Below are 21,809 nucleotides of genomic sequence, written 5' to 3'. Positions count from 1 at the left end.
AATATTTATTTATTGGGGCTAAATTCAACATTTGCTACAATCTGAACATTATCGCTTAGCATAGCTTCGGGGAACTTAGGACCAAGGTCGAAATCTGATCTTTTTACAACACCTTTTATCTGGAACCCTGCTGTTTCGGCATTATTCATTGCATTCACCACTGTACCGAAATAAGTTACATCCAAAATTACCGGTTTAGTAATACCGTGGAATGTCAGATTTCCATAGAGTTTACCTTTGGTTTTGCTTACTTTCTTCAAAGAAGTACTCTTGAATGTTAAAGTCGGAAATTTTTCGGCATCAAAGAAATCAGCTGATTTTAAGTGGGTATCCCTTGCTTCTACATCTGTATTGATGCTGGCTACTTTCGCTGTCAGATCTATCTGGGCATCCGAATAATCAGCTTTTGATGTGGTCACTTTTACTGAAAAATCTGCAAAACGTCCGTCAATTTCCGATACTGTAAGGTGTTTTACCACAAAACCTAATCGAGAGTGTGCAGGATCATTTGTCCATGTCTTAGTTTGTGCTGTACCGGCAATGGTACTTATAGCTAATACTGCTAAAATTAAATACTTTTTCATTTTTCCTGTTTATTTATTTGTTTATAATTCAATCCCATAGATATTTATTGCTAACCGCATATTTACCACCTCCGGTAAAGACCAGAACTATTGCTCCAAAGAAGAACAAACCTAACAGCTCTACTGTCCATCCACCTTGTTCGTTCAGTGAGAATATCTCATGAGCATGTACCAGCAAGGCTGCAACCAAACAATTAAAGGCGAAAATCAAAGCAGCACCTCTTGTTGCCAGTCCGATGATTATAAGTAAAGGCATAAGCACTTCGCCTATATATACTCCATAAGAGATAAAAGTGGGTAAACCGGCCCCTTCAACAACCTGTTCGATAAAACCGGCTCCGTGAACCAATTTAGATATACCGTGCAATAACATTAATCCTCCGACACTCAGTCTCAGAATTAATAATCCTAAATCATTGTTTTTTTCGAGATATTTCATCTTAATACACATTAGTTACTTTTTTATACTTACTTTATTATTGAGAGCAAATCTATTATAGTTATTCTGTCCTGACAAGAAGTTATCACGGTGTAATAAACTTACACAGAGGTAACTATTATTGATTATAACAATGTTACGAAATAAAAAAATTCACAGATTAACATTATATAACAATTAATTATTCTACCGTCATAGATTTGAATCCACATCATTCTTTCGAAAGAAAGATGTGGATTATTCTAAAAACTGTAAATTTGCATCTATATGGCCAATTACGACTTAATAACGATACTGGGCCCTACGGCTTCCGGCAAAACGTCTTTTGCCTGCCGTTTGGCATACGAGCTGGAAACCGAGATTATAAGCGGAGACTCCCGGCAAGTGTACCGTGGCATGGATATCGGTACAGGTAAAGACCTTGATGATTATATTGTCGAGGGGAATCCTGTAAAGTATCATCTGATAGATATCAAAGACGCAGGATATAAATATAATATATTTGAGTACCAGCACGACTTTCACGATGCATACACCAACATTCGGGCAAAAGACAGGTTGCCTGTCCTTTGCGGAGGATCGGGACTATATATCGAATCGGTATTAAAAGGATACAACCTCATTAATGTACCAGAAAATAAAGAGCTGAGAAAAAAGCTTGAAGGTAAAAACCTCGAAGAGTTAACAACGATACTGACCTCATATAAAGACCTGCACAATTCTACAGACGTAGACACAGCTCAACGTGCCATCAGAGCAATCGAAATAGAAGAATATAAAAAGGCAAACCCGACAGACTGCAACGAATATCCGCCGATAAACAGCCTGATACTTGGAGTAGATGTAGATAGGGAACTTCGCCGTGAACGTATCACCCGCCGTCTGAAAACCCGCTTGAAAGAAGGAATGATAGAAGAGGTACAAGGATTGCTCGACAAGGGAATATCCGCTGAAAACCTGCTTTATTACGGATTGGAATATAAATTTGTGACTCAATACCTGATAAAAGAACTAAGCTATAAAGAAATGTTCTCTCAACTTGAGATTGCAATTCATCAGTTTGCTAAACGCCAGATGACTTGGTTCAGGGGCATGGAAAAACGGGGACTACAAATCAGATGGATAGACGGAACATTACCCGACAAAGAAAAAGCAGCCCTTGTTAAAAGACTGCTTTCGGAATAATTTATTGAACCCGTTATTTCGATTTTTGTTTTTCTTGTTCAATTTTAAGAGCTTCGGCTTTTTGTTTCTGCTCATCAACATATTTGATCCGCAATGTTGCTTTATCTTTAGCACCCATCAGGCTGTCCTGAGTCAGCAGAAGTTTAGATAAAGTATATGAGTCCGTTATTGCCTTTTTGTGGATATTCGATAAACCAAACGAAGTTGTATTTTTTCCTTTCAGTGTTACAGTCATAGGCTGTGAGGCATTGGCAACAATGAATCCGGCCAGCCCGTTATCGTGAAACTGAGCCGCTTTTATAACTTCATATTGTCTCCCCATATGGCTGAAACGGAAGTTGAGGCCTTCATCATCAATCGGTTTTGTCTCTGCAACAGAACCATCTTTCGCTTTTACCTGAATAGTATTATGATATTGCCCTCCGATATAAACACTTTCTATATACATAGGGCCTTCTTCCTGAACTCCTGCACGCAGCATAGTTGAAGTTAACAATGGAGAAGATACTGCTTTAGGGATAAAAACACCTTTAGTATCCTCCTTGTCTTTCTGATATACAAAAAGCTTTTTAACCGAATCAATTTTTGGTTGGTACACAGCCATTAATGAGTCGCAATCGGTAATCTGCTTTGTATCGAATGCTTTTCTCACATCCTGTTTAAGTGTCAATGCTTCTTTTATTTCGGGGAAAGCTTTCGGAAATAAAGCCTGAATACTGTCAATTCTGCCCAACGCTTCCTGATAAGCACCTTTTTCGTACAATGATTTCGTTTCAGCCAGATATTTAACAGCTTCTTCATTTGTCTTTTCCTGACACGAGTTAAACATCAGCAACCCGCTCACAGAGGCTAGTATACATATATATTTCTTCATAATCCCAGAATTCTGTTTTTACAAAAATAGCATTATTTTACAGCTTATAAGTCGGATTGTTGTATTTTTGCGAGAAATTTAAAGCCTTGCTGCTTTTTGTAGATAAGAAACTTAAGATGTATTTAGACCAAGAAAAAATAGAACGGTACTTCTCCGGAAAAATATTCGATATAATCAGTGAAACTGCCGACAGCATGAATCTCGAGTGCTATGCGATAGGCGGATACGTGCGTGACATATTCCTGTACCGCCCATCAAAAGATATAGATGTGGTAACCGTAGGCAAAGGCATTGATCTGGCGAAAGCTGTTGCGGATAAACTAGGTAAAGGCACAAAACTATCGGTATTCCATAATTTCGGAACAGCTCAGATAAAATATAAGAATATAGAAGTAGAGTTTGTAGGGGCTCGCCGTGAGTCCTACGAAAGAGGCTCGCGCAAACCCTTTGTTGAAGATGGAACTCTCGAAGATGACCAGAACAGGAGAGACTTCACCATAAATGCATTGGCTGTATGCCTCAACAAACAGAGATTCGGAGAACTTCTCGATCCGTTTGGCGGATTGGAAGACCTTGAACGTTGCATCATACGCACCCCACTCGATCCCGACATAACATTCAGTGACGACCCGCTTCGTATGATGCGGGGTATACGCTTTTCGAGCCAATTAGGTTTCGATATAGAACATACGACATTTGATGCTATTGCCCGCAATAAAGAACGAATAGAGATAGTATCCAAAGAACGGATTATCGATGAACTCAACAAAATAGTCTTATCTCCTAAGCCTTCTGTGGGTTTTCTGCTTCTGGATCAGACAGGATTACTTGAAATTATCTTCCCTGAATTAGTTGCGCTGAAAGGTGCTGAGACAAAAGACGGTGTGGGGCATAAAGATAATTTTTATCATACATTGACTGTTCTTGATAATATCTCACGCAAAACCGAAAATCTGTGGTTGCGTTGGGCTGCTATATTACACGATATTGCCAAACCTGCTACCAAACGCTGGGATCCACGCCTTGGATGGACATTCCACAATCACAATTTTATCGGAGAAAAAATGATTCCGGGTATTTTCCGCAGGATGAAACTCCCTTTGAACGAAAAAATGAAATATGTACAGAAACTAGTCGGTCTGCATATGCGTCCGGTGACTCTTGTCGAAGAAGAGGTAACCGATTCGGCGGTAAGAAGATTATTATTCGAAGCCGGAGACGATATTGAAGACCTGATGATTCTCTGCGAGGCTGATATAACCTCCAAAAATCAGGATAAAGTACGCCGTTTTCTCAAAAACTTTCAGATTGTCCGTCAAAAGATGAAGGATATTGAAGAAAAAGACCACGTCCGGAATTTTCAACCGCCTATCGGTGGTGAAGAAATCATGGAAATATTCGGTCTGTCTCCGTGCGCTGAGGTAGGACGTCTCAAATCATCTATAAAAGATGCTATCTTAGACGGAATCATACCCAACGAATACGAGCCGGCCTATCAGTATTTATTAAAAAAAGCAGCGTCTTTGGGTTTAAAACCGTTAAAATAGAATCATTGGTTGTCTTCACTTATATTTTTTATCTATAAGAAAAACAGTGTCCCGACATGAAAATTCGATAATTAGAAAATAAAGACTGATAACGGATAACTGATTTTGCTGTTACCTTTGTTACCTTTTTTGAAATAACCTAAAAAACGTGCAGCCGATCTAGAAGTAAAAAAGATAATGGTTGAAAAAAGCAATAAACCGAAAAATACATTTCACTTGTTACTTTTGTCACCTTTTTATGCGTTAGTCTTTTTTTAGATATACCTTAAGAAACATCTAAAACTTCTGAAAAAAGATCAGACAATAAAATCTCATATAACTGTTTTGCGTCTTCTAAAATAAAAAAACCGTTATCTTTGCAAATCGGAAAAGTCTCAGAGCAATAGTTGTTAAGACAATTGAACAACAGTAAGTTTTGAATAAATAAAAAACGGTTGAAAGTTGAATGTTAAAAATCAACAGACAAAAATCGCAGATCAACATGTTTTATCTATAAACTGAGACATGGATAACTCTGCGACCATAAAATATATTTATATAAAATAGATCAAAAGAAATAATGAACGAAGAAAAAAACCTGGTGAATCATATTGTGGCTGCATGTCAAGATCGAAAAGCAAAAAATATTGTAACTGTCGATTTGTCCGAACTGCCCGGTGCTATCTGCAAATATTTTGTTATTTGCGAAGGTAATACCCCAATACAAGTCTCTGCCATTGCAGATGAGGTAGTTGACAGTCTCAAGAAAAAATCGAACGAAAGACCTATCACAATGGATGGAATGCGTGAAGCCAGATGGGTTGGTATAGACTATGGCACAGTAATTGTTCATATCTTTATACCTGAACTTCGTGAATTCTATGATCTGGAACACCTATGGGCGGATGCTAAATTGGAGCAGATTCCTGATATAGATTAGTTCAGGGCTGAACAATCAAAACATTAAAATGTTATGAATAAACAGAATTAAAGTTCAGGGATTTTAATTTCTGTTACTTTTCAGAAGTATCATATTAAGTGACAGAAAGTATTTAATAATGCATTCAAGCGATAACCAACTGTTGCTGTTATGCTTGCAAAATCAACAAAAAGGTCTGAGGCCTTATTTTGAATTGGAAATAGATAACAAAAAAGGTCTGCGACCTTCATTATATGGAAAATAGAAACAATAAAAATCCTTTATCAAAAGGTAAAGGTCCTAAAATACCTGTTTCGAGCTATTGGATATATATCATTCTTCTAGCTTCTATTATCGGAATATACTTCTTTTCGCAAAACGCAATGGTAAAAGAAGTCGGCTGGTCTGACTTCCAAAAATACACCGAAGAGAATTGTGTTGAGCGTATTGTGGTTTACAATAAGAAGAATTCCTTGCAGGCGTATATACGGAAAGATTCGGTACAACGTGTGTTCAACCAGGAACCATCAAAGGTTGGCAGTGATCCTTCTATCATAGTAAGCATACCATCGGCTGATAAATTTTCGGATTTTTACGATAAAGTTATCGCTACTAATAAATACAAGATAGATGTAAGTTACGAAACCGGATCGGATTTTACTGATTTGCTCGTAGGCTTTCTTCCTTTTATCGTTCTTATCGGTATCTGGATATACATTATGCGCCGTATGTCGGGAGGTGGTTCCGGAGGCGGAGGCGGTGTATTCAGCGTAGGAAAATCCAAAGCACAGTTATACGACAAAGGATCGGATGCTAAAATTACATTTAAAGATGTAGCCGGATTAGCCGAAGCAAAAGAAGAACTCGAAGAAATGGTAGAGTTTCTGCGCAATGCGTCACGTTATACCGAAATCGGGGCTAAAATACCCAAAGGAGCATTGCTTGTTGGCCCTCCGGGAACAGGTAAAACCTTGTTGGCAAAAGCCGTTGCAGGCGAAGCTGATGTACCATTCTTTTCTATGTCTGGATCTGACTTCGTAGAAATGTTTGTGGGAGTTGGAGCATCACGTGTAAGAGACTTATTTAAACAAGCGAAAGAAAAAGCGCCTTGTATCATTTTCATTGACGAAATAGATGCGATAGGACGTGCCCGTGGTAAGAATCCGAATATGGGATCGAATGACGAGCGCGAGAATACACTGAATCAGCTTTTGACAGAAATGGATGGTTTCGGAACTAACAGCGGTGTAATAGTTCTTGCAGCTACAAACCGTGCCGATATTCTGGATAAAGCCTTACTTCGTGCTGGACGTTTCGACCGTCAGATCTATGTTGACCTGCCGGACCTAAACGACCGTAAACAAATATTCAAAGTACACTTACGTCCGATCAAAATAGACGACAGTGCTGATATCGAGTTTTTAGCCCGCCAGACTCCCGGATTTTCAGGAGCAGACATTGCGAATGTATGTAATGAAGCGGCTTTGATTGCAGCTCGTAATCATAAGAAAGTTGTTACCGAGAGTGATTTCACAAGTGCGATTGACCGCATTGTAGGGGGACTTGAAAAGAAAAGTAAAGTAACAACCCTCAACGAACGTAAAACAATAGCGATACACGAAGCTGGGCACGCTACTCTAAGCTGGTTTCTTGAACATGCCGATCCGTTGGTTAAGGTTACAATCGTGCCACGTGGTAAAGCATTGGGTGCAGCCTGGTATCTGCCCGAAGAAAGACAGATCACAACCAAGGAACAAATGCTTGATGAGCTTTGTGCCTTATTGGGAGGACGTGCTGCAGAAGAAGTATTTATAGGTCAAATATCGTCCGGTGCAATGAATGACCTTGAGCGTGTCACCAAACAAGCCTATGCAATGATCTCGTACATGGGTATGAGTCCGAATATTCCAAACGTATGTTTTTATGATTCTACAGGCCAGGGATATGGATTTACAAAACCCTATAGCGAAGAGACTGCGTTGATCATAGACAAAGAAGTTCAGGAAATGATCAATACTCAATACGAAAGAGCCAAAAGCCTATTACGCGAACATGCCGAAGGACATAATAAGTTGGCAGATCTTCTTCTCGAAAAAGAAGTCATATTCTCCGATAACCTCAAAGAGATATTCGGTCAGCGTCAATGGATTTCTCGTTCGGAAGAAATACTGAAAGAAGCCGAGCACCAACAGGAACCTCCCAAACAGGCGGATAAACCTAAAGAGTCTGAGAATCAGATATCGGAACCGGATGTATCACAGCCGGGCTCCCCCCTCTTGGCTTCAGAAGATCAATCAGAATAAAATTAACTGAAAAGGTATAGTTCATAAACTATACCTTTTTCATTATATTTGCAGTATTCTAAAATTAAGCAGGTGCTTTTCTGCTAAAATCATAAAACAGGTGCTAAATCTAAAGAATCTAGGAACGCGCATTTTTACCGGAGTAATATTCATTTGCTTACTAATGGGCGGTATCCTCTTCAACCAATATACTTTCCTGATTGTATTTTCAATCATTACGTCTTTGGCTCTCTATGAATTTTACGGACTGCTCAGCAAAGCCGGTAAAACACCACTAAATAAAATACTAAATACAATAGGAGGGTTATGCCTGTTTATCAGTGCATACTTCTTCTTTTCATCTACGAGCCATTCACTTATACTTTTAGTGCCATATGCTATCTATCTTCTGATACTTTTTGTGTCTGAATTATATGCCAAACACCCAAATCCTATTTTATCACTTGCGTATGCAGTATTAGGACAAATGTATATCGCCATCCCCTTATCGCTGCTGAACTTTCTGGCTTTCGGATACAAAGGATTGACAGGCTCTTATCACCATGCGCTGTTGTTAGCTCTATTCATATTCATTTGGGTTAATGATTCGTTTGCCTATCTCACAGGTTCTCTTTTCGGCAAACATAGGTTATTTGAACGTGTCTCTCCTAAAAAATCATGGGAGGGGTTCATCGGAGGAGCATTATTCTCAATAGTCGCAGCCATTATTTATGCTCAATTCTATACTGAGCTCCCATTATGGGCATGGATTGGATTTGCTGTCATAATGATCTCTGCCGGAACTTTAGGAGACCTTATCGAATCTCTGATGAAACGAACCCTTGATGTAAAGGACTCAGGAGACCTTCTTCCCGGGCACGGAGGTATTCTAGACAGAATAGACAGCGTCATATTCTCGATTCCTGCACAATTTGTATATCTCGAACTTGTTTTCTATATCATTCACTCCTGACTTTTTTCAACAGGTAAGGCTTATAAGACCTCAGCTAAACAAATAACAGATTTACAAACAGATAGATTTTATATATATATTTATATATTTTCGCATTTTTTCACTAATTTAGAAACCTATGATATTAGGATAAACGGTGCTGCTTTAAATGATCAACATCTGAATAACACTTAAAATAACACTCAAAGAAATCGAAGACAACCGCTTATTCTTACTTAAAAAAATTCTTTATTTTTGACGTAAAAACTCAGACCATGAAAAAATTACTACTATCAGGAGCCCTACTTTTGTCTGCAATGTGTGTATTCGGACAAAAGAATGACGACAACGCCTTACTTAAGAAGCTTGTCGACAAACAAGTCCTTACTCAGCAGGAAGCTGATGAAATAGCCAAAGAAAACAACAAACAATCTCAACCTGTATCCTTGTCTCAGAAAGTAGACAAGGTCAGAGATGCATTCAATACACCGTATATGAAATTTGGCGGCTATGGCTTATTGATGTACAAATACAGCGATGTATCGAATGTAAAACACGATTTTGAACCCCGTGTAGCGTTTCTTCATATGAACGGAAAACTTACCAACAGCATAAGCTACTTTATTATGGCTGAACTAGTCGATCCGCTTTTACATGAATTATATTTGGATTGGACACCTACAAAACAATTCAACATCAGAGCCGGACAGTTTAAAGTACCTTTCTCTTTAGAAAATCAAATCAGCCTCACTAATCTGGAAACCGTAATGTATTCCCGAACAATCTCCAGTTTAGTAAGCATGGGCGATGATGTGATGAAAAAACAGAACAACAGAAACAATGGCGGTCGTGACATCGGTATTCAGGCATCCGGATCATTAGCACCAATGGGTAATCACGATCTGATCCAATATTCACTCGGTGTATTTCAGGGATCGGGGATCACTACCCGCGAACAAAATAATACTAAGGACTTTGCCGGAACTCTGCTATTACAGCCCATAAAAGGCTTCAGAGTAGGAGCCGGAGCTTATTTCGGACAGGCCACATATTCAAACGATGGTGGAATTACAACTGCCGACCATGTAAGAAACCGCTGGGGTATCAGTTCAGACTACCAAACAGACCGATTGACAGCCCGTGCCGAATGGTTCAAAGGAAATGACGGAGGTATAGACCGTGAAGGAGTGTACGGCTCGCTGCTATACTATTTTGCTCCTAAAAAATTCAATGCTGTAGCTAAAGTCGATTATTACAATAACAACAAAGCTATCAACAGTGAAGTGATGGATTATACCTTGGGGTTAAACTACTATTTCTTCCCTCAATGCAGATTCCAATTAAACTACATCCATTCGAACTATTCTAAAAAATGGGGTGCAGAAGACAGTAATACTGTATATGCACAAATGCAAATCGTTTTTTAATCGAATCAACGTATAAATTATTACTTTTGCATCATATTTGAGATCTGTACAATAGGATCTGAAGTATGATGCATTTTTTTAAGAAAAAAAAGATCTCCAATAGGTTATACAAATGAAAAAGGCTTTAAAATGGATACGGAACATTGTTATATGTCTATTCGTATTCAGCATAGTACAAGTTCTTATCCTAAAATTTATCCCTGTTTATTATACTCCTCTGATGATATCGAACAACCTAAGCCAACTGTTCGATAAAGGAAGCGTGGAATGCGAACACAAATGGGTTCCTATCGAAAAGATATCCAAACACCTCCCTCAAGCGGTTGTAGCTTCAGAAGACAACCTGTTCATTGATCACTCCGGATTCGATTTCAAGCAAATAGCAAAGGCTCAGGAAGATGCCGACAAAAAAGGCAAACGATTGCGTGGAGCCAGCACCATAAGTCAGCAAACTGCAAAGAATGTATTCTTGTGGCAAGGCAGATCTTTTATCCGAAAAGGATTAGAAGCCTATTACACTGTATTAATTGAGCTGATCTGGGGCAAAGAGCGCATCATGGAGGTCTATCTCAATTCAATAGAGATGGGCGAAAATATTTATGGGGCAGAAGCTGTAGCCCAAAAACACTTCAACAAACCGGCAAGCAAACTTACAGCGGAACAGTGCGCCCTTATTGCCGCCACATTACCCAACCCAAAGAGATTTAACTCGGCGAAACCTTCGGCATATGTCCAAAAGAGAAAATACAAGATACTCAGCTTGATGAAAAAGATAGACCCTGTCGATTTCAGATAAGAGTCTGTTTTATCTTGGTTCGATACAGTATCGCCTGCATCACTCCACGCATAGACAGATATACGATAAAGGCCAGCCAAAGAGCATTATTCCCCAAATGGGATTGTAAAGAATAATAAATAACAAAGAAACATCCGGCTGCCACGAACATCGAATTCCTCATTTGACGTGACGCAGTCGCTCCGATAAATATCCCGTCCCAAAGAAAAGCAGAAAAACCTGCTATCGGCACAATCAGTATCCACATACGGTATTCTTCACAAACAGCAATAACTTCCGATTTATCGGTGAGAATACCTAAAATAGACTCTGTGAACAGTCCATATCCGAGTGTAAACAACGCAACGAAACACAATCCCCAAAGAAAGACATTCCGAATCATTCTATTAAGCTGCAAATATTGCTTCGCTCCGACAAAACGACCTGTTAGGGCTTCTGCTGCATAAGCAAATCCATCCATTATATAAGAGAACAATGTAAATAACTGCATCAATAATGCGTTTGCAGCTAAAACGATAGCACCCATTCTTGCTGATATAGATGTAAAAAACGTAGTAACCGCTATAAGTAATAGTGTCCTGATGAATATATCGGCATTAACCCGAAAAAAGGGAAGATAAGAAGACCAGTCTTTCAGCCGCTTGTAATCCAATGTCAACCTGATATTCTTATACTTAAAGAACCAGATAGCGAAAGACAATAAAAACCCCGATAACTGAGCCAAAGCCGATCCCAGAGCAACACCCCTGAGCTGCATATTGAATACATAAACAAACAAAAGGCTCAGTGATATATTGATAACATTTACAGCAATAGCAATCACCATCGGCGTACGGGCATCCTGCATTCCTACATACCACCCCGCAAAAGCGTACATACCAAGTACGGCCGGAGCAGCCCAAACATATATATAGAAATAATCGGCTGCATAAATTTTAAGCTCCTGTTCGGCATTAACCACTCTAAAGAATATTTCGAAAATAGGATATTGCAACACTACGATCAGCACTCCCGCAGAAAAAGCAATCAATAAAGAACGCAATAAAATGACACCCGTTTCCGTACTGTTACCAGCACCGTAAGCCTGAGCAGTAAAACCGCTCGTTCCCATACGCAGAAAGGAAAAACTCCAATACATAAAGTTAAATATGATGACGGCAATAGCAATGGCACTTATAAATATTTCTTTATCGAGATGCCCGACAATAGACATATCTACCATACTAAGCAAGGGTACGGTTATATTAGATATTATATTGGGAATCGCCAGTCGTAAAATAGCTTTATTCATACGGACAAAGGTAATTAGAAAAATCAGTCATCAATTAACAATTTCAAGCAACATCAAAAAGGTTACAAAAGTAACACACTTTACACTCACTTTTCGGATGATGCTTTTTGCCCCTCTGTCTCTTAAAAGGGATTTAGCCACCACCCGAAAATCCCCTTTAGGGGTTCGTGGTTCTTTTCCGAAAAGGTAACAAAGGTTACAACAAGAATGTACTTTCTGAGGTGCCAACTTTTCCCTTTTCTCAGATTTCTCCGGCTATTCAAAGAACCTTTTTTAACAAGAGAGCCTGCTCCCAAAGGTCACTTTCCCTATAGATAAAAAACGAATAAAAGGATCTGTACCCCTGAACAAAAAAGATATTTTCTTTTAGCTGTTATTCCATACTTTATATACTTGTGTGTCCATTATCAAAAGTATGCAATACACCCTCAGTCCATACAGAATTCGGTTTCGGCCTGTCAGACTCCAGTTTCGGAAAAACTTCATATATTTGCAATACAATAAGTAACAGATAGTATTCAATGACACATCCAAAAGCGATGACTATCTATCGTATTTACACTTATTAAGCCAATAATTAACAATTGCCGAAGCGAAGATGAGGCAAATAGGTCTGAGACCTTAAATTGGCTTATCAAATTATCACACTTAATCATGAATAAACTGAAAATCTCAGGTCTTTTTCTTTTCCTATTTATGACAGTCGGGGTATTTGCTCAGAAGACTGACGACTATCTATTCAAAATAGACAAAAAAACAGTCTCTGTTGAAGACTTTGAATACGCTTACCTCAAAGACCGAAAAAACAACATACAACCTCCGGTAACGATACCCGATTTTCTAAAATCGTTTAGCCTCCTTAAAATCAAGGTCGCCGAAGCCGAAGCGTCAGGTCTCGACAAAGATCCTGTATTTGTTTCGGAGTATAACAAATATGCAGAATCAACCAAAAATAAATATATCAACGATACCGCATCCGCAGAAACTGCAGCTAAGCTGGTATACGACCGCCTGCAATATAATGTTGAAGTAAGTAAAATCTATATTCCGTTTACTTCAGACAAATTGTTCCCAAAAGATACTTTGGCGGCATATAATAAAATTAAAGAAATAAGAGCATCAATCATCAATGCACCCGATAGTGAATACCGAAAAACAGCCCGCCTGTATCCGGCTCCAGAATCTCCTGCTGAAAAAGATATAGTCTGGGCAACTGCGCTTACTTCTCCCCAAATATTGGAAGACGCCATTTACAATACACCCACAGGCAGTTTATCCGAACCAATAAGAACTAATACCGGCTATTATCTGGTAAAAACATATCGCAAAAGACCCGACAGAGGCGAAGTACGCATAGCCCACATCTTGTTCCTATATCCCGAGAATGCCACACAAGCCGAAAAAGACAGCGTAAGAAGCCTTTCGCAGAGGGTTATAACCGATTTGGATGACAATCAACCATTCGAAGGGATTTGTCAGGCAATCTCGGCAGACAGGGCAACCGCTCCGAAAGGAGGCGATTTAGGATGGTTTAGCACAAGAAGTAATCTTATACCCCAATTCGACTCGATATTTTACAGCCTGAAAAAACTTAAAGACTATACCCGTCCGATCGAATTCGATTACGGTTTTCATATATTTAAGCTGATAGGAAAAGTACATCTCGATCCTTGGCCTGAGATCAAACCCGATCTGATTAGCGAAATGGAGAAACACAATCGTAATGGAGACATAGAATCTCTGAAATTAAAAAGATTATCACAAAAATATCCATATGCCATCAACAGCAAGGTGTTGAGAAGCATACTTGACATAGCCGATACACATCATGCTTCGGATAGTTTGTTCTTCAAAAATTTACCTGATTTATATAACAAAAAACTAGTAACAATCAGAAATACAGAGCATAACGTTTCGGATTTCATTGATTATATTTTCAATAATTTATCTGCAAAGTCGACATTATCTACCGATATAGTTTATGAAAAACTGGATGGATTTGTCCTAAACAAATTAACAGAAGTAAATGAAAAAAGAATCATAGATGATACACCCGAGTTAAAACATCTTTTGCAGGAGTATTATGACGGTATATTACTGTTTACCGTTATGGATAAAGAGATATGGACTAAGGCATCTATAGACACCGAAGGCTTGACCAAAACTTTCGACCGAAACAGAAATAAGTACACATGGACAGAACCGAAATACAAAGGATATGTTATATACCTAAAAGACCGTGCTGCTTTTGACAAGGCGTTAGCTATACAAAATGAATACGGTTCTCAGGATAACTTTATACAGATACTCACCAAGAGTTTCAGCAACGATTCCATCAAACCTTTATATATCGAAAAGGGTATTTGGGCTAAAGGCGAAAATGATTTTGTAGATAATACTCTTTATAAGACCGAGATAAAGAAAGAAGTAGTTGGCTATCCGTTCTTCTTCATACACGGAAAAATGTTGGATCAACCCCAGACATTCGAAGATGTAAAAGGGCTTGTGATTCAGGATTATCAGGACGCATTGGAAAAACAATGGACAGAATATATTATCAAAAAACATAAAGTAGTAGTAAATAACGAGGCCTTGAAACGCCTGACTCAAAAATATCAGCAATGACTCAATCAATCTCTGGCTCCCTAAAAAAGGCCGTCATATATTTCGCTTCAATCTCAATCTTGATGAGTTGTTCCGACAAAGAAAGTGCAGCGCCGAATAAAGACGATTCGCCGATAGTTTCTGTCAATGGAAAGACCTTGTATCTTGCCGATCTGAATAATGCAATACCATCGGGATTGAGTGCGGCAGACAGTACTCAGGCTGCGGACGCATACATAAAAATGTGGATAAAAGACGAACTCATTTATGAAAAAGCAAAACAAAACGTTACTGATCAGCAAAGTATTGACGAAATGGTTGAAAATTACCGACAGTCATTAACCACATTCACTTATCTGGAGCAGCTGCTGAAAGAAGAATTGTCGAAAAAGATAACCGAAACCGAGATGAAAGACTATTATGACAAACATCCCGAAAGTTTCGAACTGCAATCATGTTTAGTCAAAGGCTTATTTCTTAAAATACCGCAGTCTTCGTCCGAAGTTAAAAATTTCAGACAATGGTATCAGTCGAATACAGATGCTGCAAAAGAAAAAATAGAAAAAGCCTCATTGCAAAATGCCGTTATTTATGATTATTTTTATGATAAATGGGTCAACTTCGACGACATAGCCTCCAACATACCGGTATCTATCAGCGACCAAAGCCAATTTGTCAAAAATAATAAGAATTACGAAACACAAGATTCTCTGTATGTATATTTTCTGCATATCGAAGAATATGCCCTCGCCGGCTCTAAGGCCCCTTACGAATACTCAAAATCGGAGATCACTGATATTCTAATTAACAAAAACAGGGAGACCTTTTTAAAAACATTTGAAGCAGATCTTTTACAGTCGGCAGAGAACAAAAAACAAATAAAATATTACAAAGAAGAAAATACAGCCCAGAAGAAAAAATAACGATTTTCTTTTTCCGATGTGCTTCTAAAATATCAAAAAGGCCTTATACCTTAAAGAAGTATGAAATATTAATAACTTCTTTTAATATATTCAAAATATAAATTCTTTCGATTATTACTATATTTACGCCACTTTTGGTTTTTTGACTTTTTTGTTACTTTGCCAAATCGCGAGAAATGTCTCATGACATAGAATAAAAAGGTCTGAGACCTTACTAGCTTTTACTTAATAAAATACATAATGACCGTTCTTAAGAAAACCGTATTTTTCATCAGTTTGTTCTGCACGATACTATTTAGTGCAAACGCGCAAGACAATGTTATCGACCAGATAGTGTGGGTAGTCGGAGACGAAGCTATACTCAAATCGGATGTAGAAGCCGTAAGACTGCAAATGCAATTAGAAAAAGAACATTTCGACGGAGATCCTTATTGTTTGATACCCGAACAATTAGCTGTACAAAAATTATTCCTCCACCAAGCAAAAGTTGATAGTATCGATGTCGAAAACTCTACTGTCAGCCGTACTGTGGACAGACGTATCAGCAATGCAATAGCATCTCTTGGTTCTCAAGAAAAACTGGAAGAATATTTAGGTAAAACCATTTCGCAACTGCGTGAAGAGTGGAGAGAACAGGTTCGTGATAATGAAATAGTAAACAAAGTTCAGCAGAACATTGTAGGACATATAAAGCTTACACCTTCCGAAATACGTAACTATTATACAGACCTTCCTCAGGATAGTTTACCGTTCATCCCGACAACAGTCGAAATTGAGATCATCACAATGAATCCGAAAGTTCCACAGGCGGAAATCGACGCTGTAAAAAATAAACTGAGAGACTTTACCGATCGTGTAAACCGCAAAGAAACAGACTTCTCGACTCTGGCTCTACTATATTCAGAAGATACAGAATCGGCTAAAAGAGGAGGTGAACTAGGTTTTATGGGTAGAGCACAGCTTGTACCCGAATTTGCCAATGCGGCATTCTCATTGAACGACCCCAGCAAAGTTTCAAATGTTATTGAATCTGAGTATGGATATCACATAATACAACTCATAGAAAAAAGAGGAGACCGCGTCAATGTCCGTCATATTCTTCTTAAGCCAACTATACCTGCCGAAGAATTAGCGAAAACTTCTGCAAGAATGGATTCTTTGGTTATAGATTTAAATGCTAAGAAATTTACATTTGAAGAAGCTGCATCATACATTTCCGCAGATAAAGACACCCGCAACAACAAAGGGTTGATGGTCAACAAAAACGAATACAGTAATTATTCGGGAACATCACGTTTCAGAATGGAAGACCTGCCTCAGGAGGTAGCGAAATCTGTAGATAAACTTCAGGTAGGAGAACTGTCAAAACCATTCACTATGATCGGAAGCAACGGTAAGCAAACTGTTGCAATTGTAAAAGTTCGTCAACGTGTAAATTCTCATAAGGCCAATTTATCTGACGACTATCAGGTAATGAAATCCATAGTCGAAGGAAAAAAGAGAGAAGAGGTTTTGAAAAAATGGGTACAGGACAAAATCAAGACTACTTATGTGAGGATTGACGATGATTGGAAAAACTGTGATTTCCAACATTCCGGATGGATCAAAAACAACAAGTAAGATATTCTCGATCTTATAGAGAGATTACTTTTAATGGATATTTTTCTGTCCGAACGGAGTATTTCAGCTATATTTGTATATAGATAATTACACTACGGTCTGAGGCCTTTACAATGAATAAGTACATAAAACAATTTATAAACAACAGGCGCAAAATGCATATAGCAGCTATTTTGTGCCTGCTTGTTATATATGGTTCAGCACAAGCCTGGGTTCAGCAAAAAACGCAGCAAAAACCTCCGATGACAACACAAGCACCAAAGGCTCACCCTGCCAAAGGAGGGAAAAAGGTGATAGAGATAAGGAAAGCTCTGTTTCTTGACCGCAGGATAGGTTTCGAGCCGCAAATACTCAAAGATAGTGTTATCTTATATCACGACGGTATTGTCATGTATTGTGATAGTGCATATCTGGACGAAGCCGCAAACCGTTTCGAAGCATTCGGAACAGTACAGGTTGTACAAGGCGATACACTTTTCCTATACGGGAGCTACCTCGAATACGAAGGGGATATTAAACTGCTTAAAGTACGGAAGAATGTTCGTCTGGTAAATAAGGATGTAACCCTCTTCACGGATAGTTTAGATTATGATCGTGTAGGCAATATCGGCTATTATTTCGACGGAGGAATGCTTGTTGATTCACTCAATGAACTCACTTCCTACTGGGGACAATACGAACCCGGTAAACACATGGCACTATTCAGAGACAGTGCCCGTCTGACAAATCCTAAGTTTGTGATGTACACTGACACCCTACTATATGACACCCAAAGCAAAATATCGACAATAGTAGGTCCAACACGTATCGAATCGGACAGTGCAACGATCTATTCAACCAAAGGATGGTATAATACCAGTACCGAGCAGTCGTTGTTACTCGATCAATCACGCATTATCAATAAAGAAGGAGACCGGACTCTTACCGGAGATTCAATATTTTATCATAAAAAAGAAGGATACGGTGAGGTATTCGGCAATATGCATTTGCAGGATACTACCAAAAAGGTTATTCTCACCGGTCATTACGGACTTTATAACGAGAGAACCAATTATGCAATGGCAACAGATTCGGCACTTGCGATCGAATATTCGCAAGCCGACAGCTTGTTCCTTCATGCAGATTCTCTTGAACTGATAACAGATTCGATATACAGGGAAATGAAAGCTTACAAAGGAGCTCGTTTTTACAGAAGTGACTTACAAGGTGTATGCGATTCTCTTCAATTCAACACGAAAGATTCGACCTTGTACATGTATCAGAACCCTATTTTATGGAATGAAAACCACCAGATATTAGGTGATACTATACAAGTATTCTTCAACGACAGTACAATAGATTGGACTCATATATGGCCTAATGCTTTTGCGATAGAAGATAAAGACTCTATCCACTACAATCAGGTTAAAGGGCGTGACCTGAAGGCTTATTTCGAGAATAAGAGTATAAAGCATATATTGGTGTCGGGTAATGCCGAATCGATCTTCTATCCCGAAGAAAAGGACAAGTCGATGATGGGCATGAATCAGACTGAGAGCAGTTTTCTATCTATGGATTTTGAAGATAAGAAGATACAAAAGATAAAACTCTGGCCGAAGGCTACAGGAAAAATGACTCCCCTAGCCGATCTGAAACCCGAGTTAGGTAAACTTACCGATTTTCAATGGTATGACTATATAAGACCGTTGAACAGGGATGATGTCTTCCGTAAAGTACAGCGAAAAGCCGGATGGGATTCAAGCAAACGGCGATCCAACCGTACTACGACCACGACAACCCCACCTCCGGTCTCTCAATAAATTTTAAGATAAGCCTTCTTATTAACTTATAAAGTAAACAGCCGCTTTTATTGTGTCTGAAAAGTATGACATTAAAATGGTGCTGCGACTTATATAAACAACAGCAACAATGAATGATATTATACACCTTCTGCCCGATTCGATAGCAAACCAGATAGCAGCAGGAGAAGTCGTTCAGCGTCCGGCATCTGTTGTTAAAGAACTTCTCGAAAATGCCATCGACGCAGGAGCGACCAGCATACAGCTTATTATCAAAGACGCAGGGCGTACTCTCATACAAGTTATTGACAACGGTAAGGGCATGTCTCCTACTGATGCACGTTTGGCATTCGAACGTCATGCCACGTCTAAAATACGTACGGCCGAAGATTTATTCGCACTTCGTACAATGGGTTTCAGGGGAGAAGCATTACCTTCTATAGCCTCTGTAGCTCAGGTCGACTTAAAAACCAAAAGAGCTGAAGATGAGATCGGAACTCATTTGGTTATTTCAGGCTCTGTTGTAGAAAAGCAGGAAGAAACAGCTTGTGTAACGGGTAGTAATTTTTCCATCAAAAATATCTTCTTCAATGTTCCCGCACGCCGTAAGTTTTTGAAATCGAATGAGACCGAACGCAAAAATATACTGACCGAACTGGAACGGATAGCAATGGTAAATCCTGATATCGAGTTTTCGTTTATCGACAACGAGATAGAGGTTTTACGTTACCCCGCATCCAATCTTAAACAACGAATAATCAGTGTTGTCGGCAAAAGCTTCAACCAGCAACTTATAGCCATTGAAATAGAAACCACGATAGCTAAAATATCGGGATTTATAGGTAAGCCCGAATCAGCCCGTAAAACAAGGGCACTGCAATACTTCTTCGTAAACGGAAGGTACATGCGGCATCCATACTTTGCGAAGGCAATTACATCAGCGTATGAGCCGTTAATCCCAACCGGAGAGAGTCCTAATTTCTTTATATATCTGGATGTAAATCCTGATACTATAGATGTAAATATCCATCCGACCAAAACCGAGATCAAGTTCGAAAATGAGCAGCCCATCTGGCAGATACTGGCAGCCACAGCCAAAGAAGCTTTGGGTAAGTTCAACGAAGTACCGACCATCGACTTTGACACTGATGGTGCTATAGATATACCCATTCACGACAATTCGGTACAGGCCGCACGCCCTCAGATAAATATCGACCCATCATATAACCCCTTCAAGTCGCCATCAGGCAGTGTATCCCGAGGATCATCATACAATCGTCCGAGTTTCGATTGGGATACCCTCTATAAGGGATTCGAGAAGGACACGACACCCGACTATCAGGAAGAGCAAGTCATAGAATCTCCATCCGGCTTTTCAGCGGGAACTTTATTCGAAGAGCAAGTTTCTGATGACAATACAACGATACATTATCAGTATAAAAACAGATATATACTGACCTCGGTAAAATCGGGTCTGATGATGATAGATCAGCGCAGGGCACATGTGAGAATACTGTTTGACCAATTCTTACAGAATATTAAACTTAAGCGGGGTATATCACAGCGTTCACTATTCCCCGAAATAATCGAATTCTCGGCTTCAGAAGCCGCTATGATACCTTATCTGCTTGAAGATATAGAGGCTGTAGGATTCGACCTCAGCAATCTGGGTAATAATTCGTATGCGATAAACGGCGTACCTTCGGAATTGGATAAGATTAATCCGATGGAGCTTGTACACAATATGGTATCGAAGAGTATAGAGACAGGCAGTGACGTAAAAGAAGAGATACAAGAATCACTGGCATTGTCAATGGCATACGCGGCAGCAATCCCTTACGGACATAAGCTGACAACAGACGAGACATCCAATATTGTGGATAAGCTATTTGCCTCATCTTCTCATAAATATACTCCTGACGGCAAACTGATAATTACAGTCATTGAAGATACTGAAATTGAAAAACGGTTCAAGTAAGGACTGAAACCTTACTTAAACCGCTTCTTATTATTCGTATTACTATTACTCTTTTATAAAGTCTTCGGACTTGATAGCTCTGGCATAATAATAACTGAGAGCTCCGACTATGGCAGTATTGACATCCAATCCTCCGATGACCTTATCATCAAAACTTAGATCGGGCGCAGCGCAAGCATCTGCAATTAATGTACAATTATAGCCGAAGTCTTTTGCTGCACGTACTGTTGCATCCACACACATGCTTGTCATCATACCGCAGATAACCAGTTCGGTAATCCCTTTTTCCGATAAGTAACTTTGCAATTCTGTTTGTAAAAAGCTATTGGGGAAATGTTTCTCTATAATCTGTTCACCCTCTACAGGTCTTACCAGATCATATATTTCTACTCCTTTAGTTCCGGGCAGAAAAAAAGCAGCCCCTTCCCTATTCGAAATATGCTGAATATGAACGATCGGTAAATTTTTCTCCCTGAAATACTTTAATACATCCTTTGCTTTTATCGCAGCCTCATGACTTCCGACCAGAGGCATATTCCCTCCTTCAAAATAATCATTCTGAATATCTATGATAATCAAAGCTTTCTGTTTCGCGTGTACCATCCCAAACATAGTTATAATTAAAAATAAG

General features: G+C 39.1%; 17 protein-coding genes. 12 read left to right on the top strand and 5 right to left on the bottom strand.

Translation table 11 applies throughout. The features are described from left to right. Positions 1 to 5: 5 nt before the first annotated feature. On the bottom strand, positions 6 to 584 hold the full coding sequence (locus tag K322_RS0117780; RefSeq protein WP_026628090.1) for a YceI family protein: 579 nt from the start codon (positions 582 to 584) through the stop codon (positions 6 to 8). Positions 585 to 612: 28 nt separating this feature from the next. Further along, positions 613 to 1,023: a DoxX family protein gene (locus K322_RS0117775; RefSeq protein WP_026628089.1), complete on the bottom strand. Its 411-nt coding sequence runs from the start codon at positions 1,021 to 1,023 to the stop codon at positions 613 to 615. Positions 1,024 to 1,290: 267 nt separating this feature from the next. Here K322_RS0117775 and miaA point away from each other — a divergent pair, with 267 nt between their 5' ends. Continuing rightward, complete coding sequence (gene miaA / locus K322_RS0117770; RefSeq protein WP_026628088.1) at positions 1,291 to 2,208, top strand: tRNA (adenosine(37)-N6)-dimethylallyltransferase MiaA; 918 nt, start codon at positions 1,291 to 1,293, stop codon at positions 2,206 to 2,208. Between the two features lie 13 nt (positions 2,209 to 2,221). Here the strand turns inward: miaA and K322_RS20000 are convergent, their stop codons facing one another. Next, on the bottom strand, positions 2,222 to 3,082 hold the full coding sequence (locus K322_RS20000) for a hypothetical protein (protein ID WP_051290960.1): 861 nt from the start codon (positions 3,080 to 3,082) through the stop codon (positions 2,222 to 2,224). A gap of 116 nt (positions 3,083 to 3,198) precedes the next feature. On the opposite strand from K322_RS20000, the gene K322_RS0117760 reads away from it, so the two are divergent. The 6 genes from K322_RS0117760 (at position 3,199) to mtgA (ending at position 10,984) form a co-directional block, all read left to right on the top strand. Next, positions 3,199 to 4,629 (top strand): CCA tRNA nucleotidyltransferase, encoded by a 1,431-nt coding sequence (locus tag K322_RS0117760; protein WP_026628087.1) that lies wholly within the window; start codon positions 3,199 to 3,201, stop codon positions 4,627 to 4,629. Positions 4,630 to 5,188: 559 nt separating this feature from the next. Then, positions 5,189 to 5,548, top strand: coding sequence for a ribosome silencing factor (gene rsfS / locus K322_RS0117755; protein WP_026628086.1), 360 nt, complete (start codon positions 5,189 to 5,191; stop codon positions 5,546 to 5,548). A gap of 233 nt (positions 5,549 to 5,781) precedes the next feature. Continuing rightward, positions 5,782 to 7,830 (top strand): ATP-dependent zinc metalloprotease FtsH, encoded by a 2,049-nt coding sequence (gene ftsH / locus K322_RS0117750; RefSeq protein ID WP_026628085.1) that lies wholly within the window; start codon positions 5,782 to 5,784, stop codon positions 7,828 to 7,830. Between the two features lie 100 nt (positions 7,831 to 7,930). Further along, entirely contained in the window at positions 7,931 to 8,782 is an 852-nt protein-coding gene (locus K322_RS0117745; protein ID WP_246037457.1) for a phosphatidate cytidylyltransferase, read from the top strand. Between the two features lie 254 nt (positions 8,783 to 9,036). Then, positions 9,037 to 10,188 carry a porin gene (locus K322_RS0117740; RefSeq protein ID WP_026628083.1) on the top strand — a complete coding sequence of 384 codons (1,152 nt, stop codon included), beginning with the start codon at positions 9,037 to 9,039 and terminating at the stop codon, positions 10,186 to 10,188. A 112-nt stretch (positions 10,189 to 10,300) separates the two neighbouring features. Next, positions 10,301 to 10,984 carry a monofunctional biosynthetic peptidoglycan transglycosylase gene (mtgA, locus tag K322_RS0117735; RefSeq protein ID WP_035332538.1) on the top strand — a complete coding sequence of 228 codons (684 nt, stop codon included), beginning with the start codon at positions 10,301 to 10,303 and terminating at the stop codon, positions 10,982 to 10,984. On the opposite strand, the gene K322_RS0117730 is transcribed toward mtgA, so the two are convergent. Next, positions 10,977 to 12,275 (bottom strand): MATE family efflux transporter, encoded by a 1,299-nt coding sequence (locus K322_RS0117730; protein ID WP_026628081.1) that lies wholly within the window; start codon positions 12,273 to 12,275, stop codon positions 10,977 to 10,979. The genes mtgA and K322_RS0117730 overlap by 8 nt on opposite strands. 654 nt (positions 12,276 to 12,929) lie before the next feature. On the opposite strand from K322_RS0117730, the gene K322_RS0117725 reads away from it, so the two are divergent. The 5 genes from K322_RS0117725 (at position 12,930) to mutL (ending at position 21,178) form a co-directional block, all read left to right on the top strand. After that, entirely contained in the window at positions 12,930 to 14,900 is a 1,971-nt protein-coding gene (locus K322_RS0117725; RefSeq protein ID WP_026628080.1) for a foldase protein PrsA, read from the top strand. A 62-nt stretch (positions 14,901 to 14,962) separates the two neighbouring features. After that, complete coding sequence (locus tag K322_RS0117720) at positions 14,963 to 15,802, top strand: hypothetical protein (RefSeq protein WP_051290958.1); 840 nt, start codon at positions 14,963 to 14,965, stop codon at positions 15,800 to 15,802. A 240-nt stretch (positions 15,803 to 16,042) separates the two neighbouring features. Then, the gene (locus K322_RS0117715) at positions 16,043 to 17,422 is read left to right on the top strand and encodes a peptidylprolyl isomerase (protein ID WP_026628078.1); all 1,380 of its coding nucleotides are present in this window, start codon (positions 16,043 to 16,045) and stop codon (positions 17,420 to 17,422) included. A gap of 113 nt (positions 17,423 to 17,535) precedes the next feature. Beyond that, entirely contained in the window at positions 17,536 to 19,221 is a 1,686-nt protein-coding gene (locus tag K322_RS19995) for an OstA-like protein (RefSeq protein WP_260204152.1), read from the top strand. A gap of 109 nt (positions 19,222 to 19,330) precedes the next feature. After that, positions 19,331 to 21,178, top strand: a complete 1,848-nt coding sequence (mutL, locus tag K322_RS0117705) for a DNA mismatch repair endonuclease MutL (protein WP_026628077.1) — start codon at positions 19,331 to 19,333, stop codon at positions 21,176 to 21,178. Between the two features lie 45 nt (positions 21,179 to 21,223). Here mutL and K322_RS0117700 read toward each other — a convergent pair whose 3' ends face one another. Beyond that, entirely contained in the window at positions 21,224 to 21,781 is a 558-nt protein-coding gene (locus K322_RS0117700) for a cysteine hydrolase family protein (protein WP_035332600.1), read from the bottom strand. Positions 21,782 to 21,809 lie beyond the last annotated feature (28 nt).

The sequence above is a fragment of the Indolivaga capnocytophagoides DSM 22835 genome, from assembly GCF_000426485.1.
In the GTDB taxonomy this organism is placed as follows: Bacteria; Bacteroidota; Bacteroidia; order Bacteroidales; family Dysgonomonadaceae; genus Dysgonomonas_A; species Dysgonomonas_A capnocytophagoides.
The sequence above is the reverse complement of the archived record's forward strand: the minus strand, read 5'-3'. Positions and strand labels throughout refer to the sequence as shown.

What these genes read in the sequence shown, in the direction of transcription:
- mutL (WP_026628077.1), top strand. Translation starts at nt 19,331, where the DNA reads ATGAATGATATTATACACCTTCTGCCCGATTCGATAGCAAACCAGATA.
- K322_RS0117730 (WP_026628081.1), bottom strand. Translation starts at nt 12,275, where the DNA reads ATGAATAAAGCTATTTTACGACTGGCGATTCCCAATATAATATCTAAT.
- K322_RS0117775 (WP_026628089.1), bottom strand. Translation starts at nt 1,023, where the DNA reads ATGAAATATCTCGAAAAAAACAATGATTTAGGATTATTAATTCTGAGA.
- K322_RS0117780 (WP_026628090.1), bottom strand. Translation starts at nt 584, where the DNA reads ATGAAAAAGTATTTAATTTTAGCAGTATTAGCTATAAGTACCATTGCC.
- K322_RS0117740 (WP_026628083.1), top strand. Translation starts at nt 9,037, where the DNA reads ATGAAAAAATTACTACTATCAGGAGCCCTACTTTTGTCTGCAATGTGT.
- K322_RS0117700 (WP_035332600.1), bottom strand. Translation starts at nt 21,781, where the DNA reads ATGGTACACGCGAAACAGAAAGCTTTGATTATCATAGATATTCAGAAT.
- K322_RS20000 (WP_051290960.1), bottom strand. Translation starts at nt 3,082, where the DNA reads ATGAAGAAATATATATGTATACTAGCCTCTGTGAGCGGGTTGCTGATG.
- mtgA (WP_035332538.1), top strand. Translation starts at nt 10,301, where the DNA reads ATGAAAAAGGCTTTAAAATGGATACGGAACATTGTTATATGTCTATTC.
- K322_RS0117715 (WP_026628078.1), top strand. Translation starts at nt 16,043, where the DNA reads ATGACCGTTCTTAAGAAAACCGTATTTTTCATCAGTTTGTTCTGCACG.
- ftsH (WP_026628085.1), top strand. Translation starts at nt 5,782, where the DNA reads ATGGAAAATAGAAACAATAAAAATCCTTTATCAAAAGGTAAAGGTCCT.
- K322_RS0117725 (WP_026628080.1), top strand. Translation starts at nt 12,930, where the DNA reads ATGAATAAACTGAAAATCTCAGGTCTTTTTCTTTTCCTATTTATGACA.
- miaA (WP_026628088.1), top strand. Translation starts at nt 1,291, where the DNA reads ATGGCCAATTACGACTTAATAACGATACTGGGCCCTACGGCTTCCGGC.
- rsfS (WP_026628086.1), top strand. Translation starts at nt 5,189, where the DNA reads ATGAACGAAGAAAAAAACCTGGTGAATCATATTGTGGCTGCATGTCAA.
- K322_RS19995 (WP_260204152.1), top strand. Translation starts at nt 17,536, where the DNA reads ATGAATAAGTACATAAAACAATTTATAAACAACAGGCGCAAAATGCAT.
- K322_RS0117720 (WP_051290958.1), top strand. Translation starts at nt 14,963, where the DNA reads ATGAGTTGTTCCGACAAAGAAAGTGCAGCGCCGAATAAAGACGATTCG.
- K322_RS0117760 (WP_026628087.1), top strand. Translation starts at nt 3,199, where the DNA reads ATGTATTTAGACCAAGAAAAAATAGAACGGTACTTCTCCGGAAAAATA.